The organism is Pantoea sp. OXWO6B1, assembly GCF_001641135.1.
GTDB lineage: Bacteria > Pseudomonadota > Gammaproteobacteria > Enterobacterales > Enterobacteriaceae > Pantoea > Pantoea allii.
Genome location: NZ_LWLR01000001.1, coordinates 803,186 through 821,450, shown reverse-complemented (window position 1 = coordinate 821,450; position 18,265 = coordinate 803,186). Strand labels below are relative to the sequence as shown.

The following is an 18,265-nucleotide window of genomic DNA, read 5'->3' as shown; positions in this document are numbered from 1 at the left end:
ATATTAACATCACTCCCAAACTCACGATCATCTGGTATGACCAGATCACCTTTCGCGGTTTCAGGAGACGTACATGCTCTACCAAGGCGCTAACCTCACTCTTAACCAGTTGGATGATGGCATCGTCGAGCTGGTGTTTGATGCCCCCGGCTCCGTTAATAAGCTGGATACACAAACCGTCGCCAGCCTCGGCGAAGCGATTGCCGTGCTGGAGCAACATGCCGATCTGCGCGGCGTGCTGCTAAGTTCAGCCAAACCCGCCTTTATCGTGGGTGCTGACATTACCGAATTTCTGGCGCTTTTTGATGCGCCAACGGAAAAGCTGAGCCAGTGGCTGACCTTCGCCAACAGCATTTTTAATCGCCTGGAAGATTTGCCGGTTCCCACCATCGCCGCGATCGATGGCTACGCGCTGGGCGGTGGCTGTGAATGCGTTTTAGCAACCGATTTGCGGGTTGCCACACCAACCGCCCGCTTAGGCTTACCCGAAACCAGGTTGGGCATTATGCCAGGCTTTGGCGGCAGTGTTCGCTTACCTCGCCTGTTAGGCGCTGACAGCGCGCTGGAAATCATTGCGGCAGGTAAAGACATTGACGGTCTAGCCGCACTGAAGCTTGGCCTGGTCGATGCGGTTGTCAGCCCTGATAAACTGCGCGATGCCGCGCTGACGATGCTTAAAGCGGCAGCCAGTGATGGCAGCTGGCGGGCACGTCGCGCCCCTAAATTAGCCCCGTTAAAGCTGAGCCCTGTTGAGGCCGCAATGAGCTTTACGATCGCTAAAGGCATGGTCATGCAAACGGCCGGAAAACATTATCCCGCGCCGATCACTGCCGTTAAGACGATTGAAGCCGCAGCCGCATTAGGCCGTGACGATGCGTTAAAACTCGAAACGGCAGCGTTTGTTCCTCTGGCACAGTCTGACGTGGCCCGCGCGCTCGTGGGCATTTTCCTCAACGATCAGTACATCAAGGGCCTGGCCAAAAAACGCAGCAGTGAAAGCGGCGCGCCGAAACAGGCAGCCGTGCTGGGCGCCGGTATTATGGGTGGCGGCATCAGCTATCAGTCGGCGTGGAAAGGCGTGCCGGTCAAGATGAAGGATATTAATCCGCAGGCGCTTACCCTGGGCATGAATGAAGCCAGTAAGCTTCTGAACAAACAACTGGAACGAGGCAAGATAGACGGGAATAAGCTGGCCGCCGTCATTGCGACCATCCAGCCCACGCTGGATTATTCCGGGTTTGATCAGGCCGATGTTGTGGTTGAAGCCGTGGTGGAAAACCCGCAGATCAAAGCCAGTGTGTTAGCGGAGACTGAGAAACACATGCGTGCCGATGCTATCCTGGCGTCGAATACCTCTACGATTCCCATCAGCCAGCTGGCCCAGGCGCTGCAACGTCCTGAAAACTTTTGTGGGATGCACTTCTTCAATCCGGTCCCTCGTATGCCACTGGTAGAAGTGGTTCGCGGTGAGAAGACCAGCGAAGCCACCCTGGGGAAAGTTGTGGCATGGGCCAGTAAAATGGGCAAAACCCCCATCGTGGTCAATGACTGTCCGGGCTTCTTCGTTAACCGTGTCCTGTTCCCTTATTTTGCTGCCTTCGGCATGTTGCTACGAGACGGCGCGGATTTCCGCCAGATCGATAATGTGATGGAAAAGCAGTTTGGCTGGCCAATGGGGCCTTCCTGGCTGCTGGACGTGGTGGGGATTGATACAGCACATCACGCCCAGAGCGTTATGGCGGATGGTTTCCCACAGCGAATGAAAAAGGATTATCGCGATGCTATCGATATTCTGTTTGAAGCAAAACGCTTTGGTCAGAAAAACGGTAAAGGCTTCTGGCGTTGGGAAGAAGACAAAAAAGGGAAGCCCAAAAAAGTGCCTGATGCTGAGGTAGATGCCTTGCTTGAAGCTGCCTGTCAGCCGAAGCGGATTTTTAGTGACGAAGAGATTATGAACCGCATGATGCTGCCGATGCTGAATGAAGTTGTTCGCTGCCTTGAAGAGAAAATCATTGCCTCCCCTGCCGAGGCGGACATGGCGCTGGTGTATGGTCTGGGATTCCCACCATTCCGTGGAGGGGCTTTCCGTTATCTCGATACGCTGGGTAACAGTAACGTCGTGGACCAGGCGAAACGCTATACGGCACTGGGCGGTCTGTATGCGCTACCGGCCCTTTTGTCCGAAAAAGCGCGCCAACATGAAAGCTGGTATCCCGCCGTCAAACCGATTGATGAAGCCGCGTTCAGAAGCGCCTGAGGGAATAAAAATGGAAAATGTAGTCATTATTGACGCGGTGCGTACACCAATGGGTCGTTCCAAAGGCGGCGCTTTCCGCCACGTGCGTGCTGAAGACCTGTCTGCGCATGTTATGCGGGCGCTGCTAAGCCGCCAGCCGGCGGTCAATGCAGCAACGCTGGATGACGTTGTCTGGGGCTGCGTACAGCAAACGCTGGAGCAAGGTTTCAATATTGCCCGCAATGCCGCGCTGTTGGCAGAAATCCCGCATGTCGTCCCGGCTACGACAGTCAATCGCCTGTGTGGCTCGTCAATGCAGGCGTTACACGATGCCGCCCGCGCCATTATGGTCGGTGATGCTCATGCCTGTCTGATCGGCGGTGTCGAACACATGGGACATGTCCCCATGAGCCACGGCGTTGATTTTCATCCCGGCTTAGGGCGCACTGTTGCGAAAGCGGCAGGGATGATGGGATTAACCGCAGAGATGCTGGCGCGCATGCACCACATTAGCCGCGAGCAGCAGGATGCATTCGCTTTGCGCTCCCATCAACGTGCCTGGCAGGCGACACAGCGCGGCGATTTCGCAAATGAAATTGTTGCGATACACGGCCACGACGCCGACGGCGTGCTGAAACGCTACGACTTCGACGAAGTGATCCGTGAAGATACCAGCCTGGAAGGGCTTGCGGCACTACGACCTGCATTTGATCCCGTGACCGGGACGGTCACTGCAGGCACATCCTCAGCCCTGTCGGATGGGGCAGCCGCCATGCTGATTATGAGTGAAAGCCGCGCACGGGAACTGGGCCTGAAACCACGCGCCCGTATTAAAAGTATGGCGGTGGTGGGCTGCGATCCCTCGATCATGGGTTACGGTCCGGTACCCGCCAGCAAGCTGGCTTTGAAGCGCGCGGGGCTGAGCGTGAACGACATTGACATCTTCGAGCTTAATGAAGCCTTTGCCGCACAGGTTCTGCCCTGCATTAAGGATTTGGGCCTGTCAGACAAACTGGATGAGAAGGTCAACTTAAATGGCGGTGCTATCGCGTTGGGCCATCCGCTGGGCTGCTCAGGCGCACGTATCAGTACGACGTTGCTGAACATTATGGAACGCCGCGATGCGCAGTTTGGCCTGGCATCAATGTGCATTGGCCTGGGTCAGGGCATCGCCACCGTGATTGAACGCGTTTGATACGTTGGGACGTTATTATGGGATTGACCCGCCTGTCAGGGGCGGGTTTTTTCTTTCTGCGTGCGATCAGATAAAGGCAAAAGCATCGCCATACATCTGTGATTCGACTGCGCCACGCTCTGAACAGAAGCGATCGCGGGCAATTTTAGCCATTTCAAAGCGCCCGGCGATATAGATCTCATGCTCACTCAGGGTGGTAAAGTCCTGCATCACTGCCGTTAATACGGTGCCTGAACGCCCCTGCCAGCCAGCTTCAGGCTGTTCCACCACCGGAATCACCTTGAGATTAGGATGCTTGATAGCCAGCGCGTCTAGCTCATCCATATCGTACAGGTGTTTCAGTTCACGGCCGCCCCAGTAGATCGCAATATCACGGTCGGGCTTCTGTGAGAGCGCCGTCAACAAAATGGAGCGCGCATAGGAAAAGCCCGTACCACCCGCAATTAAAATCAAGGGTTTGTCACTCTCTTCACGTAACCATGCATCGCCGTGAGGAATATCAACAACGATTTGCCCGTCTTGCTGGATGCGGTCCATCACGGCCATCGCATAGAGGTTGAGCTCCGACGCCCCGATGTGCAGCTCAATGATTTCGGTTTCCATTGGCGTAGAGGCTACAGAAAACGGGCGCTTATCACGCTCATCCATCACTACCATAAGATACTGTCCTGCACGAAAGCTAAAATCCGCCTCCGGAATCAGACGAACGCGATACACCGTGTCGGTAATCGCTTCAACTGAAGTTACTTTACAGCTTAACGTTGTCATGCGTTCCCTCTGTCGGGTCGTCTTTATGGTTATTGCGCGCCATCAACGCTGTGATGGCTGTTCAAAATACCGAGGTCATCCCAGATAGCGTCGATACGCGCAGTGACTGCCGGATCTTTAACAATCGGCGTGCCCCACTCTCGTTCTGTCTCGCCCGGCCATTTATTTGTCGCATCCAGGCCCATCTTGGAACCCAGTCCTGAAACCGGTGACGCAAAATCAAGATAATCGATTGGCGTGTTTTCCACCAATACGGTATCGCGCGCCGGGTCCATTCGCGTAGTAATTGCCCAGATAACGTCGTTCCAGTCCCGGGCATTAACATCGTCGTCACACACAATAACAAATTTGGTGTACATGAACTGCCTAAGAAATGACCAAACGCCAAACATCACGCGCTTGGCATGACCGGCATACTGTTTTTTAATCGTGACGACCGCCAGACGGTAGGAGCATCCTTCCGGTGGCAAATAGAAGTCGACGATTTCCGGAAACTGTTTAACCAGAATAGGCACCAGCACTTCATTTAACGCCACGCCCAGAACGGCAGGTTCATCTGGCGGACGTCCTGTGTAGGTTGAATGATAAATAGGCTGATGCCGCTGCGTAATATGCGTAACGGTAAAAACCGGGAAGCTGTCGACTTCATTATAGTAACCAGTGTGGTCGCCATAAGGACCTTCTGGGGCTATATCGCCGGGTTCAATATAACCCTCCAGCACGATTTCCGCGCTGGCAGGCACTTCCAGATCGTTGGAAATGCATTTAACCACTTCGGTTTTGTTACCCCGCAGCAGACCCGCAAAGGCATATTCTGACAAGGTGTCCGGGACGGGCGTCACCGCGCCAAGGATGGTTGCCGGATCGGCGCCCAGCGCAACGGAGACCGGAAAACGCTCGCCTGGGTGGGCGTTGGTCCACTCCAGATAATCAAGGGCGCCGCCGCGATGAGAAAGCCAGCGCATGATAAGGCGGTTTTTACCAATAACCTGCTGGCGATAGATGCCCAGGTTCTGCCGCTCTTTGTGCGGCCCGCGGGTTACGGTGAGCCCCCAGGTAATCAGCGGAGCCGCATCGCCGGGCCAGCATTTCATGACGGGAATCCGCGTCAGATCGACGTCATCGCCGCTGAAAACCTCTTCCTGACAGGGTGCATTGCGCAACCTTTTGGTGGGCATATTCAGCACCTGCTTAAACTGCGGAATTTTGCTGAACAGGTCACGGAAGCCTTTCGGCGGCTCAGGCTCTTTTAAGAAGGCCAGCAGTTCACCCACCTCACGCAGTGCACTGACCTCTTCCTGTCCCATTCCCATGGCAACGCGCTTTGGCGTACCGAACAGGTTACACAGGACGGGCATGTCGTAACCCTTTGGGTTTTCAAACAACAGTGCCGGGCCGCCTGCTCGTAAGGTGCGGTCCGCAATTTCCGTCATTTCCAGTTCGGGGTCGATCTCGTGCGATATACGCTTCAGTTCACCACGCTGTTCAAGCAGCGCAATAAAGTCTCTTAAATCCTGATATTTCATGCGGCTTCAACTTTCCGGCCAGAGTGAATGGGTCATTATAGGGCTGATTGTGGGGGATGTGTTGAGCTTTATGCACCGCATCCTCTCCCTTACCTGTCACTGACGGCAATCAGGCGGCTTGCGGCAATAATTTTTACCCCGTTGGTTGCGAATAATTCACAGTTATTCACTTTATGCGGTGGCACTCACCATTCAGAACAATCTTAGTTTATTTTCCATGCAACGCCGCTTTCCAACCCCCCAATGCGCTATAACTCTGGCTGGAGGTTTGCTATTCTTAGCGTCCATTCATTGGGAGCAGTTATGGAATCCTGGTATTTACTCTATTGCAAACGTGGGCAGCTATTGCGTGCGAAAGAGCATCTTGAGCGGCAAGACGTAAATTGCCTGAGTCCGATGATCGCGCTGGAGAAAATCGTGCGTGGTAAGCGAACTACCGTCAGTGAACCGCTGTTTCCAAACTATCTGTTTATTGAGTTTGATCCGGAAGCCATTCATACCACAACCATAAGCAGCACGCGTGGCGTCAGCCATTTTGTCCGCTTTGGTACGACGCCGGCTACCGTGCCTGCCGTGGTTATTGACGCGTTACAAACCGACGTGCCTCAAACGCTGCTCGATCCCGAAACACCGCAAAACGGTGATGAAGTGATCATCACCGAGGGAACGTTTGAAGGCTTGCGGGCGATTTTTTCAGAGCCGGATGGCGAAGCGCGCTCAATCCTGTTGTTGAATCTGCTGAACAAACAGGTCGTACGCAGCGTGGACAACCGGCAGTTCCGCAAAGCTTAGATCAGCCTAAACAGCTTACGCGCATTGTGATCCACCTGTTTTGCCAACGTCCCGGCATCTTCGCCGCGCCAGATTGCGACCTGCTGCAGGATATGCGGCAAAAAGCAGGGTTCATTCCGTCTTGATGTAGGACGGGGGCGCATATCACGTGGCAGCAGATAGGGCGCATCCGTTTCCAGTAATAATCGATCGGCGGGAATCAGCGGCAACATCTCACGCAGCGCGATACCACGGCGCTCATCGCATACCCAACCCGTAATGCCTACTGACAGCCCCATTTCCAGGCAGGCCGCTAACTCTTCACGCGTGCCGGTAAAGCAGTGAATGACGGCGGCAGGCAGTTTAGGCAACCAGGGTTCAAGCACGGCGGCAAAACGCGCATGCGCTTCCCGACAGTGAAGAAACACGGGCATATTCAGCTCAGCGGCCAGCGCCAGCTGCGCATCAAACGCATACTCCTGCTGCTGGTGAGCGGCCAGGTTACGATTGAAATCCAGTCCGCATTCACCGATTGCCACCACCTCTTTTTTCTCAGCCAGGCGGCGCAACGTGCTCGCAATCTCCGCTGACCATTCACTGGCATGATGTGGATGCACGCCAGCAGTTGACCAGCAATAATCCTGATGGGCCTCTGCCAGTTTTTGCGCCTGCTGACTTTCAAGCGCGTTGGTGCCGGTAATCAACATGCCGGTGACGCCCGCTTCGCGCGCGCGTGAGATCACCTTTTTCCGATCGGAGGCGAACTGCGTGCTGGTCAGGTTTACACCGATATCAAACATATTTTTTCCACTCTTTATCATTAACACCATAAACAAAAACCGCCTGGCGGCGGTTTTTGACTTGACTCTCCCGCCTGTGCGGGATGCTGGATCTGACATCAGGAGTCGGCGTTATCTTCCTCATCCTCTGCCTGACGGCCTTTCCCCACATAGTAACGTGAGAAGAATACGCCGACTTCAAACAGGCAGTACATCGGAATAGCGAGCAAAGTTTGGGAAAAAACATCTGGCGGTGTGAGCAACATCCCAACAACAAACGCACCAACCAAAATATAGGGGCGTTTCTTTTTTAAATCGTCGGGGTTAGTGATGCCCGTCCAGCAGAGCAGCACAATCGCAACCGGCACTTCAAACGCCACACCAAATGCCATAAACAATGTCATCACGAAATCGAGATAGTTGGTGATGTCTGTTGCGATGGTCACGCCCTGCGGAGCCGTTTTAGCGAAGAAGCCAAAAGCCAGCGGAAAGACGATGAAGTAGGCAAACGCCACGCCAACGTAAAACAGCAGGGTGCTGGAGAACAGTAACGGCATGACCAACTTGCGTTCATGACGATAAAGGGCTGGCGCGACAAAGGCCCAGACCTGATAGAGGATAACCGGCACGGCAAGAAACACCGACACGATCATCGTCAGCTTAATCGGGGTAAAAAAGGGTGACGCGACATCAGTCGCGATCATGCTGGCACCCGCAGGCATCTGATTAATCAACGGCGATGCCACCGCGTGGTAGATGTCGTTAGCAAAGTAGATCAGGGCCAGAAAGATGACCAGCACAGCACCAATACAGTTCAACAGACGCTTACGCAGCTCAATCAGATGGCTGATAAGTGGTTGGGTATCTTCAACGGCCATTATCGTTCATCACTTGCAGAAGGAGTAGAAACTGAACTTGCCGACGGCGCAGCGCTTTCGGGCTTAACCGCAGGTTGTGCATCGACACGCGCTGGTGACTGTGCCGGAGCACTGGCGTGCCCAGATGCAGGATACGACTGAACCGGCGCGGGCTCAGCACGGCTGTCAGTCGGTTGAGAAGCAACAGGTTCAGGTGTCGCCGCTGGTGACTGTACAGGTGCAGGGTACGACTGAACCGGCGCGGGCTCAGCACGGCTGTCAGTCGGTTGAGAGGCAACAGGTTCAGGTGTCGCCGGTGGTGCCTGTACAGGTGCCTGCGCCTGATGCTCACTGGTCGCGGGAGTAACCGGGTGCAGCGTATCAGCGGTCGATGTATGTTGTGGAGAATGAATGGTATTGGCTTCGTCTTCGTCTCTTTCAATATCAATGCTCTGCTTTACTGAGCGCTTCATTGAATCCGCCGTTTTACGCAGCTCTTCCATGGATTCTTTAAGCTCGGGCGACAGCGTGCCCCGACCGGCTTCCTCCACCTTTTTCAGGCTGTCCTGCAACTCCTGCAGCTTCAGCTCTTGCGCCAGCTCACTTTGAACGTTGGCGGCCAGCGAGCGAATCGCTCTGATCCAGCCCATGACCGTTTTAACCGCAAGCGGAAGCCGTTGCGGGCCAAGAACGATCAGCCCGATCACGAATACCAATACCAATTCACCAAAACCAATATCGAACACGGTTTACACCTGCTTGTCGTTCTTGACTTCGTCTTTTTGAGCCGACGTTGGCTGCTTATCCGCCAGCGTTTTGGCATGGAAATCAGCGTCCTGCTCTTTCGGTTGATCCTTTTTATCGTCTTCATCGCCCATGGCTTTCTTAAAACCACGGATAGAAGAACCTAAATCCGAACCCAGATTACGTAATTTGTTGGTACCGAACAGAAGAACCACAATCACGGCAATAATTAACAGCTGCCAAATACTAATACCGCCCATGAGATAGCCTCGATTTTTTTGTTAAACGCTGTGGCGTAATGCCCTACAGAAACCCGTATTTATTCGGGCCCGAATCAGCGACATTACCGTGTTTCTGGCGCAAGTGACAATCAGTTTGTCTTACGCCAGCCAATTAACCAGCTGACAAAGCCCGCCGCCATTAATGCCGCCGGGAACAGGTCCCATTCAGGCCTGCTGAGGAGCACCGCCGTTCCGCTAATCAGCAGTGTCGCACCTACGCCAAACAGGTAACGAGCCTGATGCTGACGTGTACGTTGGACACTTATATCGTTCGCGAGTTTATCCACGCTGAGACGTAGCTGCTTATGCTGACGCAAACTGTCGTAAAACAGCTCTGGCAGCTCTGGCAATTTTTCTGCCCAGTAAGGGGCTTTTTCTTTCACGGCACGGATAATCGCCGGAATACCGATCTGATCCTTAATCCAGTCCTCAAGGAACGGTTTTGCCGTTTTCCATAAGTCCAGTTGCGGATAGAGCTGGCGACCAATCCCTTCGACATACAGTAAGGTTTTTTGCAGCAGCACCAACTGGGGCTGCACTTCCATATTAAAGCGACGCGCTGTGTTAAACAGGTTCAGCAGCACGTGACCAAACGAGATTTCCGCTAGCGGTTTCTCAAAAATAGGCTCGCACACGGTACGGATGGCAAACTCGAAATCTTCAACGTTGGTGTCGGCTGGCACCCAGCCCGAGTCGACATGCAGCTCCGCGACTTTGCGGTAATCACGGTTGAAGAAGGCAATAAAATTCTCTGCCAGATAGCGCTTATCTTCTTTATTGAGCGATCCGACAATGCCGCAGTCGATACCAATATACTGCGGGTCTTCAGGATGATCGTAGCTGACAAAGATATTGCCGGGGTGCATGTCGGCATGGAAGAAACTGTCGCGGAAAACCTGCGTAAAGAACACCTGAACGCCACGCTCCGCTAACAGCTTCATGTTAACGCCGTGCTGCTCCAGCGTTGCCACATCAGAGATAGGAATGCCATAAATGCGTTCCATCACCATCATGGTTTCACTGCAATAGTCTGAGTAAACCTCCGGCACATACAGCATGCGGCTGTTTTCAAAGTTCCGTCGCAGTTGAATCGCATTGGCCGCTTCGCGTAACAGGTTTAACTCATCAATCAGGGTTTTCTCGTAATCCCGAACCACCTCAACCGGGCGCAGACGGCGGCCATCGGGCAGCAGACGGGGCACCCAGCGGGCAATGCGGTAAATGAGCTTCATGTCCGCTTTAATGACCGGCAGGATATCCGGACGGATGACCTTGATGACGACTTTTTTACCTGTGGATTTTAGCGTTGCCGTATGAACCTGAGCGATAGAGGCCGAAGCCAGTGGGATAATCTCGAAATCATCAAACCAGGATTCAATCGGTGCGCCCATTGAGGCTTCGATCTGCGCTTTAGCCTTGACCCCATCAAAGGGGGCAACGCGGTCCTGCAGGACCGCAAGTTCATCGGCAATCAGCGGCGGAAACAGGTCACGACGCGTTGACAGCATCTGCCCAAACTTGATCCAGACCGGGCCTAACTGCTCCATGGCCATACGTAAACGTACGCCAAGGAGTTCTTGCTTGTGCTGGTTGGGGATCCAGAAAATACAGCGGCGCCACAGTCGCAGTGGAAGTGTCAGACGCATTTGTGGAATCAGTTCATCAAGGCCGTACGTCAAAAACACCTTAATAATAAAATATAACCGGCGGATCTCTCCAAAACTCATTTCGCCTCCAGCTGTGCCAGACGCGCATCAAGCGCCTCAAGCGAACGTTCCATCGCGCTAACCTCCTCAGAGAACCAGGCAAATTCCAGCGCACCAGGCGCCACCCGCCACTCTTCTGTTAATGCCTGACCAAGGTAGTCCTGACGCCGTTGTGTTTCTGCTTTGAAAAAGCGCAATGCACGCTGTGCACCCTGACTCATCCCCTGAGCGGCAATGTCACCGACCCAGGGGGCAAGGTATTCAGCAGGGTCCAGCTCGGCCAGATCCATTAGCGCAGAAAAGTGCTGAACCACCTGCAAGTCACCTTCAACCTGTAACTCACCGCTGCGAATCAGCGTCGTAAGCTGCTGGCGATCGCGTAATTTTGGCAAGGATTTGAGCTGTGTAATGACCGTGCAGTCACTCTTGTCCTGCCAGTCACTGAGCACGTCCAGCTGCTGTTCGCTAAATACCAGCACCAGCGGCCAGGATAACTCAGTTAAACGTAACGTCAGTACCTTACCGACAAGGCGCTGGCGTGCGCTTTTCAGGCCACGGTCACGATACAGTATGCGGTTTAACGCCGTCTCAATACCGGCGGTGATTACGGGTGTTAAGGTCATCGCCATAATGGTTAAAATTTGAACCCACGATGAAGCGCCACGATGCCACCTGTCATATTGAAATAGGTGGTGTTTTCAAATCCTACGTCATTCATCATCGCTTTCAGGGTTTCCTGATCGGGATGCATACGAATGGATTCAGCAAGGTAACGATAGCTTTCCGCGTCCTGAGCGACCAGTTGCCCGATACGTGGCAGAACGTGGAAGGAATAGGCATCGTAAGCTTTGCTCAGCGGTTCGATAACCGGTTTGGAGAACTCCAGCACCAGCAAACGTCCACCCGGCTTCAGCACGCGGAACATCGACGCCAGCGCCTTCTCTTTTTCAGTCACGTTACGCAGGCCGAAAGAGATAGTGATGCAGTCAAAATAGTTATCAGGGAACGGCAGTGCCTCGGCGTTAGCCTGCACATAGCTGACGTTACCTACCACGCCCAGATTGCGCAGCTTTTCCCGGCCCATCTTCAGCATTGAGCTGTTAATGTCAGCCAAAACGACCTGACCGGTTTCGCCCACCAGGCGCGAGAATTTTGCGGTTAAATCGCCTGTCCCGCCCGCCAGGTCCAGCACACGCTGGCCACGGCGCACGCCGCTGCTGTCAATGGTAAAACGCTTCCAGACTCGATGGACGCCAAACGACATCAAATCGTTCATCAGGTCATATTTTGCCGCTACGGAGTGAAACACATCCGCGACTTTGTCGGCTTTCTCGCTTTTGGCGACCGTCTGAAAGCCAAAATGGGTGGTTTCCTGCTGTGATTCATCTGCCATCGGTTTTACCTGCTCCACAAACAATACTTACCGAAGTGTATCAGAGTCATGGAGGTCAGGCACGTTGGCGACCTGCTTATTCGCGGAGGTGCCGGACCTGCTCATGATGTTCGTCTGGATGGTTCTCGTCATCTGGCGCGCTGTCGTGCTCATTTTCAGGCATAGCTTGCTCGACCAGGTGCGGGTTAATGGCGCGTTTGACTTCTACGCCCAGATCGCGAAAGCCTTCCGCCTGTGCGATAAGGTTGCCCCGCCCTTCTGCCAGCTTTTTCATTGCCTCGCGATAGCTGTTCTGCGCCTTATCAAGGCTATGGCCAATCCCGCTCATATCATCAACAAACAGCCGCATTTTGTCATACAGCCGGGAGGCCCGCTCTGCAATGCGCTGTGCATTACGACTCTGATGCTCATAGCGCCAGAGATTGTTAATCGTCCGCAGGGCCACCAGCAGTGTAGTCGGGCTGACCAGCATGATGTTCTGCTGAAGGGCTTCACTGATTAATTCTGGCTGACGATCAATAGCCAGCAGGAAGGCCGGTTCAACCGGAATAAACATCAACACATAATCCAGTGAGCGTAAACCGGGTAATTGTTGATAATCTTTGCGGCCCAGTAGACGAATGTGCCCACGCAGGGCGCTGACATGTTCCTGAATGGCCTGTTCACGCTCAACGTCATCATCGGCATTAAAATAACGCTCGTAGGCCACCAGCGTCATTTTGGCGTCGATAACCACATCTTTTCCCTGCGGCAGGCGGACAATCACATCAGGCTGCATACGACTTTGCTGTTCGTTCTGCATGCTGACCTGAATATCATACTCATAGCCTTCACGCAGCCCTGAGGCTTCCAGTACCCGACTCAGTACCACTTCGCCCCAGTTGCCCTGAATTTTGTTGTCGCCTTTCAGCGCCTTAGTGAGGTTAAGCGCCTCCTGAGCCATCTGGGCATTTAACTGCTGTAACTGACGAATTTCATGGGTCAGCGTGTGCCGCTCACGGGCTTCCGCGCCAAAGCTTTCATTCACCTGGCGACGAAAACCATCAAGCTGTTCCCGGAGCGGCCCTATCAGGCTGTTCAGGCTTTGTCGATTCTGTTCATCGACCCGACGTCCACTGTTTTCAAAAATTCGGTTGGCAAGGTTTTCAAACTGCGCGCTGAGCCGCTGCTCACTGTTTGTCAGCAGGCGCTGTTTTTCTTCCGCTGCGAAGCGGGTTTCTTCCAGGCGAATCGTGACCTCACGCAGTTCCGCTTCCTGGGCGCTGTTCACTTCCAGTTGGTTCCGCAGTTCACGTGTGAGCTGTTCACTCTCGTTGCGCCAGTAATCAAGCTGTTGCAGGCGCTCACTGGCCCCACTTAATGAACCATGAAGCTGCCTCAACTCCTGCTCGCGCTGCTGCACCTGCTGCTGAAGTTGTTCGATTTGCTGTTGCTGACGCTGCTGTGCCTCGTTGAGCAAGCGGCGTTCCGTGGAAAAGCTGGCTAACTGATGGCCGACGCGCATTTGCGCCAGTATCCAGCCCACACCAAGGCCGACAAGCGCCAGGCAGATGCTGATAATGATGTGCTGATCCATATTTTCCCCGCTGGTCAGACTAATGAGGGAAAAGGTAAATTCGCACTGTATGAATGTCCAGATATATTTACTGGCGTTGGAAGCGGTGACGCAACAATCTGTCTGGGATGAGACAGGCAGGCCTGATCACTCGCCTGCCTGTTAAAACAGGGGATTACAGTAAACGGCGCGCGGCTTCTACCACGATTTTCACCGCATCGCTTTCCGTCTGCTTCATCGTCACGGCATCCGGAATTTCTTTCTGCGTACGGTTGACGATCACGCCCGCCACCATTCCCGCTCTCAGCCCCTGGCTGGCACACATGGTTAACAGGGTCGCCGACTCCATCTCGTAGTTCAGCACGCCCATCTGCTGCCACTCCTGCATCGATCCCTGGAAACGATTAACGACGCGACCGGAAAAGGTATCGTAACGTTCCTGACCGGGATAGAAGGTGTCAGAGGAGGCCGTAATACCGATATGCGTTTTGGCACCACAGGCTTCTGCGGCCGCCACCAATGCTGTAGTACAGGTGAAATCCGCCACCGCCGGGAATTCCATGGGGGCGAAATGCAGGCTTGCCCCGTCCAGGCGTACTGAGGCCGTTGTGACCAGAACATCCCCCACGTTGATATGCGGCTGAATCGCCCCCGTTGTGCCCACGCGCAGGAAGGTACGCACGCCAAGCTGCGCCAGCTCCTCGACGGCAATTGATGTCGAAGGCCCGCCAATCCCTGTGGAACACACGACAACCGGCTTGCCATCCAGCTTAGCCAGCCAGGTGGTGAATTCACGATGAGAAGCCAGGTGCTGTGCATCTTCCATCAGCCCGGCAATCTTTTTCACGCGCTCAGGATCGCCGGGAACAATGGCCAGCGTCGCCCCCTGCAGGTCAGCTTTGGTCAGGCCAAGATGGAAAACGTCAGACTGTGTCATATCAGACTCCGGGTTAAGGAAAATTTTCACGCCACTTTACGTCACCGGGCGAGGTAAATATGTGACTAAATTCACTTAAGAAAATGAAAGTTACATTTTCTAAGAAAAATAGGGTGATCAATATCACACATCCATTCATCGCCTTGTGTATTGCTACATATGGTGATGTGGAAGCTATCGCGGGAATGTTAAAGAGAAGTGTAATTTTATTGGTTAACCACTCTGTTACTCCCTGTCTGGAACCTGTCACAGGTGGCCAGGCTATAGTTACGTGATTGCGCCTATGCTTGCACGGAGAGAATGATGAAGACCGACGATAATATGACACAAAAATCAGCTGCAGGCGCGTTTGCTCCGGCAGTTCAGCCCACAGCATCAACCACGATTATTACCGACAGCCCCACCATCCATTCGGGGGAAACCTCTATTCCGAGTCAGGGCGAAAACCTGCCGGCTTTTTATGCGAAACCACAGTCAGCAGACGGTCCTTTGCCGGTGGTGCTGGTGGTACAGGAAATTTTTGGCGTTCACGAACACATCCGCGATATCTGTCGTCGGCTGGCGCTGGAAGGCTATCTGGCGGTCGCGCCAGAACTGTACTTCCGTGAAGGCGATCCGAATGACTACAATGACATTCCGACGCTGTTTAAAGAGCTGGTCAGCAAAGTGCCTGACAGTCAGGTGCTGGCGGATCTCGATCACGCAGCGAACTGGGCTGCCCGTAACGGTGGGGATATTCGCCGCATGGGGATTACCGGTTTCTGCTGGGGCGGACGCATCAGCTGGCTTTATGCCGCGCACAACCCGCAGCTGCGCGCCGCCGTGGCCTGGTATGGTCGTCTGGTTGGCGAAAAAACCATGAAGCAGCAAAAGCACCCTATCGATATCGCCGTCGATTTGAACGCACCGGTTCTGGGATTATACGGTGGTCAGGATGACGGCATTCCGCTGGAAAGCGTCGAGCAGATGCGTCAGGCACTGCATGCGGCCAATGCCAACGCTGAGATTATTGTTTATCCCGATGCCGGACATGCTTTCAACGCTGACTATCGTCCGAGCTACCACGCAGAATCGGCAACCGATGGCTGGGCGCGCATGTTGGCCTGGTTTACGCAATACGGCGTTGCACCCGCGACGTGATCAAAAAAAGGGGCGCGCAAGCGCCCCAACATACTGACAACGTATTGACACAACACCAGGAAATCAGGCGGTTTCACCCCGCAGGTTTTTTGCCGCTTTAACCATGTTAGCCAGTGCCTGTCGGGTTTCGCGCCAGCCACGGGTTTTCAGGCCGCAGTCCGGATTCACCCACAGACGTTCTTCTGGAATACTTTGTGCCGCCTTACGTAACAAATTTTCTATCCACTCGACATCGGGTACGTTGGGCGAGTGAATATCGTAAACACCGGGCCCGATTTCGTTTGGATATTCGAACGCGTTAAATGCATCCAGCAAATCCATATCAGAACGCGACGTTTCGATGGTAATCACGTCCGCATCCAGTGCCGCAATGGATGCCATGATGTCGTTAAACTCGCAATAACACATGTGCGTGTGAATCTGTGTGTCGTCTTTGGCGACGGCGGCGTTTAACCGAAACGCCTCTACCGCCCAGCGCAGATAGTCGGCCCAGTCTGACTGATGCAGCGGTAAGCCTTCACGCAGTGCAGGCTCATCAATCTGAATGATGCCAATACCGGCGGCTTCCAGATCGGCAACTTCATCACGCAGCGCCAGCGCAATCTGTTTGGCGATCGTTTCACGTGACACATCCTCACGCGGGAATGACCAACAAAGAATCGTTACCGGACCCGTCAACATGCCTTTTACCGGCTTATCGGTGAGTGACTGAGCATACCTCGCCCACTCGACGGTAATGGCTTCCGGACGGCTGACATCACCAATGATCACCGGCGGTTTAACACAACGTGAACCGTAGCTTTGTACCCAACCATTTTGCGTAAACACGAAGCCATCCAGGTTCTCGCCGAAGTATTCCACCATATCGTTGCGTTCGGCCTCGCCATGAACCAGCACGTCCAGCCCCAGGCGCTCCTGTTCAACAATCGCCTGCTTGATGTGTCCGGCAATACCGGTACGGTAATGCGCGCTATCTATTGCGCCTTTTTTGAAGTCGAGCCGCAGGCCACGGATTTCGGGGGTTTGTGGAAAGGAGCCGATGGTAGTGGTCGGCCACGCGGGCAGATTCAAACGCTGGCGCTGTGCTCTGGCCCGCTCGGGGTAAGCACTGGCGCGCGCGCTATCTTTGGCCTGAACGTTTGCCAGACGCTGCGCAACAGCCGCATTGTGAACGCGGCTTGAGTGAGCGCGCGCCTGAACCGGCGCGCTCCACTCCACCAGGGAGCCGGGATCGTTGTGATTAAGCGCCGTGCTCAGTAGCGACAGCTCACGACATTTTTGCAACGCAAAGGCAAACCAGCTTTTCACTTCATCGTCCAGACGGGTTTCTACGCTGAGATCGATGGGGCTGTGCAGCAGTGAGCATGAGGTACCAATCCACAGGTGCTTGCGTGAGCCCACCAGCGGCTGCAGGCGTTCAAACCAGTGGCTGAGATCGGCACGCCAGACGTTACGACCATTGATGACACCGACAGACAGCAGCCACTCTGCGGGCAGTTGTTGGTTCAACCGCTGAATGTCATCTTTGCCCTGCACCAGATCCACATGCAGGCCTTGCACGGGCAGTGACCTGATGACATCCAGGTTCTGACCGATGCTGTCAAAATAGGTGGTGAGCAGCAGTTTGCTATAACCCTGTAATGCAGCGTAAGTCGGTTTAAACGCATCACGCCATGCCTGCGGCAGTTCCAGCGCCAGGGCGGGCTCATCAATCTGTACCCACTCTATGTTGCGCTTTTTCAGTTCGGCCAGGATCTGCTGATAAACGGGCAGAATGTCGTTCAGCAGTGACAGACGATCAAACGGCACGCCTTTTACTTTCCCCAGCCAGAGGTAGGTTACCGGGCCTAACAATACGGGCTTGATGTGATGACCCAGCGCCAGCGCCTCGTCCACGTCATCCAGCAGTTGAGTCCAGGTTAACGAAAACGACTGCCCTTGAGTGAATTCTGGCACGATGTAGTGATAGTTGGTGTTAAACCATTTGGTCATTTCCGCCGCTGCCGCCGGCTCACCCGTCGGTGCACGACCACGGCCCAGGCGGAACAGCGTATCCAGATCAACGGAGCCATCGTTGTTTTGATGGCGAGCAGGCACATTGCCCAGCATCAGGCTGGTCGTCAGAACGTGATCGTACCAGGCAAAATCACCGACCGGCAGCACATCGACGCCGGCCTCTTTCTGTTGTTGCCAGTGGCGGGCGCGCAGTTCGCGACCCACCGCCAGAAGTTCTTCCTGCGTGATGTTGCCAGCCCAATAACTTTCTTGTGCTTTTTTTAGCTCACGACGCAGGCCAATACGTGGAAAACCGAGAGTATGATTCAGGATAGTCATTCACTATTCTCCAGAAATTCTTCGGCTTTAGCGGGTCGCTAAA

Annotated in this window: 16 protein-coding genes; 4 read left to right on the top strand and 12 right to left on the bottom strand. The window is 54.1% G+C overall.

The genetic code is table 11. The annotated features are described in order from the left end of the window. Nucleotides 1-73: 73 nt before the first annotated feature. A complete protein-coding gene (fadB, locus tag A6A26_RS06155; RefSeq protein WP_063877932.1) occupies nt 74-2,257 on the top strand; it encodes a fatty acid oxidation complex subunit alpha FadB in 2,184 nt (727 codons plus the stop codon). 10 nt (nt 2,258-2,267) lie between these two features. Beyond that, a complete protein-coding gene (gene fadA, locus A6A26_RS06150; RefSeq protein WP_063877931.1) occupies nt 2,268-3,431 on the top strand; it encodes an acetyl-CoA C-acyltransferase FadA in 1,164 nt (387 codons plus the stop codon). A gap of 66 nt (nt 3,432-3,497) precedes the next feature. Here the strand turns inward: fadA and fre are convergent, their stop codons facing one another. After that, nucleotides 3,498-4,199, bottom strand: coding sequence for an NAD(P)H-flavin reductase (gene fre, locus A6A26_RS06145; protein ID WP_063877930.1), 702 nt, complete (start codon nt 4,197-4,199; stop codon nt 3,498-3,500). A gap of 29 nt (nt 4,200-4,228) precedes the next feature. Continuing rightward, on the bottom strand, nt 4,229-5,725 hold the full coding sequence (ubiD, locus tag A6A26_RS06140; protein WP_063877929.1) for a 4-hydroxy-3-polyprenylbenzoate decarboxylase: 1,497 nt from the start codon (nt 5,723-5,725) through the stop codon (nt 4,229-4,231). A gap of 303 nt (nt 5,726-6,028) precedes the next feature. Between ubiD and rfaH the strand changes: the two genes are divergently transcribed. Beyond that, complete coding sequence (gene rfaH, locus A6A26_RS06135) at nt 6,029-6,517, top strand: transcription/translation regulatory transformer protein RfaH (RefSeq protein WP_063877928.1); 489 nt, start codon at nt 6,029-6,031, stop codon at nt 6,515-6,517. Here the strand turns inward: rfaH and tatD are convergent. The 9 genes from tatD to udp all read right to left on the bottom strand — a co-directional run bounded on the left by tatD (nt 6,514) and on the right by udp (nt 14,748). After that, nucleotides 6,514-7,296 carry a 3'-5' ssDNA/RNA exonuclease TatD gene (gene tatD / locus A6A26_RS06130; protein WP_063881075.1) on the bottom strand — a complete coding sequence of 261 codons (783 nt, stop codon included), beginning with the start codon at nt 7,294-7,296 and terminating at the stop codon, nt 6,514-6,516. The genes rfaH and tatD overlap by 4 nt on opposite strands. 98 nt (nt 7,297-7,394) lie before the next feature. Next, nucleotides 7,395-8,153, bottom strand: a complete 759-nt coding sequence (tatC, locus tag A6A26_RS06125) for a Sec-independent protein translocase subunit TatC (protein WP_063877927.1) — start codon at nt 8,151-8,153, stop codon at nt 7,395-7,397. Next, the gene (gene tatB, locus A6A26_RS06120) at nt 8,153-8,878 is read right to left on the bottom strand and encodes a Sec-independent protein translocase protein TatB (RefSeq protein ID WP_063877926.1); all 726 of its coding nucleotides are present in this window, start codon (nt 8,876-8,878) and stop codon (nt 8,153-8,155) included. The genes tatC and tatB overlap by 1 nt, the downstream gene beginning before the upstream one ends. Before the next feature lie 3 nt (nt 8,879-8,881). After that, entirely contained in the window at nt 8,882-9,136 is a 255-nt protein-coding gene (tatA, locus tag A6A26_RS06115; protein ID WP_063877925.1) for a twin-arginine translocase TatA/TatE family subunit, read from the bottom strand. A 110-nt stretch (nt 9,137-9,246) separates the two neighbouring features. Beyond that, on the bottom strand, nt 9,247-10,884 hold the full coding sequence (gene ubiB / locus A6A26_RS06110) for a ubiquinone biosynthesis regulatory protein kinase UbiB (protein ID WP_063877924.1): 1,638 nt from the start codon (nt 10,882-10,884) through the stop codon (nt 9,247-9,249). Then, nucleotides 10,881-11,486: a ubiquinone biosynthesis protein UbiJ gene (locus tag A6A26_RS06105; RefSeq protein ID WP_063881074.1), complete on the bottom strand. Its 606-nt coding sequence runs from the start codon at nt 11,484-11,486 to the stop codon at nt 10,881-10,883. Before A6A26_RS06105 ends, ubiB begins: the two co-directional genes overlap by 4 nt. An 11-nt stretch (nt 11,487-11,497) precedes the next feature. Then, complete coding sequence (gene ubiE, locus A6A26_RS06100) at nt 11,498-12,256, bottom strand: bifunctional demethylmenaquinone methyltransferase/2-methoxy-6-polyprenyl-1,4-benzoquinol methylase UbiE (protein WP_063877923.1); 759 nt, start codon at nt 12,254-12,256, stop codon at nt 11,498-11,500. Nucleotides 12,257-12,332: 76 nt separating this feature from the next. Then, the gene (gene rmuC, locus A6A26_RS06095; protein WP_063877922.1) at nt 12,333-13,832 is read right to left on the bottom strand and encodes a DNA recombination protein RmuC; all 1,500 of its coding nucleotides are present in this window, start codon (nt 13,830-13,832) and stop codon (nt 12,333-12,335) included. A gap of 154 nt (nt 13,833-13,986) precedes the next feature. Further along, a complete protein-coding gene (gene udp, locus A6A26_RS06090) occupies nt 13,987-14,748 on the bottom strand; it encodes a uridine phosphorylase (RefSeq protein WP_063877921.1) in 762 nt (253 codons plus the stop codon). Between the two features lie 303 nt (nt 14,749-15,051). Here udp and A6A26_RS06085 point away from each other — a divergent pair, with 303 nt between their 5' ends. Beyond that, a complete protein-coding gene (locus A6A26_RS06085; RefSeq protein ID WP_063877920.1) occupies nt 15,052-15,888 on the top strand; it encodes a dienelactone hydrolase family protein in 837 nt (278 codons plus the stop codon). Between the two features lie 63 nt (nt 15,889-15,951). On the opposite strand, the gene metE is transcribed toward A6A26_RS06085, so the two are convergent. Further along, the gene (gene metE / locus A6A26_RS06080; protein ID WP_063877919.1) at nt 15,952-18,222 is read right to left on the bottom strand and encodes a 5-methyltetrahydropteroyltriglutamate--homocysteine S-methyltransferase; all 2,271 of its coding nucleotides are present in this window, start codon (nt 18,220-18,222) and stop codon (nt 15,952-15,954) included. Nucleotides 18,223-18,265: the final 43 nt, after the last annotated feature.

Bases quoted from the DNA above. Each gene is read 5' to 3' on its own strand.
- fre (WP_063877930.1), bottom strand. From the start codon at position 4,199: ATGACAACGTTAAGCTGTAAAGTAACTTCAGTTGAAGCGATTACCGAC.
- rfaH (WP_063877928.1), top strand. From the start codon at position 6,029: ATGGAATCCTGGTATTTACTCTATTGCAAACGTGGGCAGCTATTGCGT.
- A6A26_RS06105 (WP_063881074.1), bottom strand. From the start codon at position 11,486: ATGACCTTAACACCCGTAATCACCGCCGGTATTGAGACGGCGTTAAAC.
- fadB (WP_063877932.1), top strand. From the start codon at position 74: ATGCTCTACCAAGGCGCTAACCTCACTCTTAACCAGTTGGATGATGGC.
- tatC (WP_063877927.1), bottom strand. From the start codon at position 8,153: ATGGCCGTTGAAGATACCCAACCACTTATCAGCCATCTGATTGAGCTG.
- ubiD (WP_063877929.1), bottom strand. From the start codon at position 5,725: ATGAAATATCAGGATTTAAGAGACTTTATTGCGCTGCTTGAACAGCGT.
- rmuC (WP_063877922.1), bottom strand. From the start codon at position 13,832: ATGGATCAGCACATCATTATCAGCATCTGCCTGGCGCTTGTCGGCCTT.
- metE (WP_063877919.1), bottom strand. From the start codon at position 18,222: ATGACTATCCTGAATCATACTCTCGGTTTTCCACGTATTGGCCTGCGT.
- A6A26_RS06085 (WP_063877920.1), top strand. From the start codon at position 15,052: ATGAAGACCGACGATAATATGACACAAAAATCAGCTGCAGGCGCGTTT.
- tatD (WP_063881075.1), bottom strand. From the start codon at position 7,296: ATGTTTGATATCGGTGTAAACCTGACCAGCACGCAGTTCGCCTCCGAT.
- ubiB (WP_063877924.1), bottom strand. From the start codon at position 10,884: ATGAGTTTTGGAGAGATCCGCCGGTTATATTTTATTATTAAGGTGTTT.
- tatA (WP_063877925.1), bottom strand. From the start codon at position 9,136: ATGGGCGGTATTAGTATTTGGCAGCTGTTAATTATTGCCGTGATTGTG.
- udp (WP_063877921.1), bottom strand. From the start codon at position 14,748: ATGACACAGTCTGACGTTTTCCATCTTGGCCTGACCAAAGCTGACCTG.
- fadA (WP_063877931.1), top strand. From the start codon at position 2,268: ATGGAAAATGTAGTCATTATTGACGCGGTGCGTACACCAATGGGTCGT.
- ubiE (WP_063877923.1), bottom strand. From the start codon at position 12,256: ATGGCAGATGAATCACAGCAGGAAACCACCCATTTTGGCTTTCAGACG.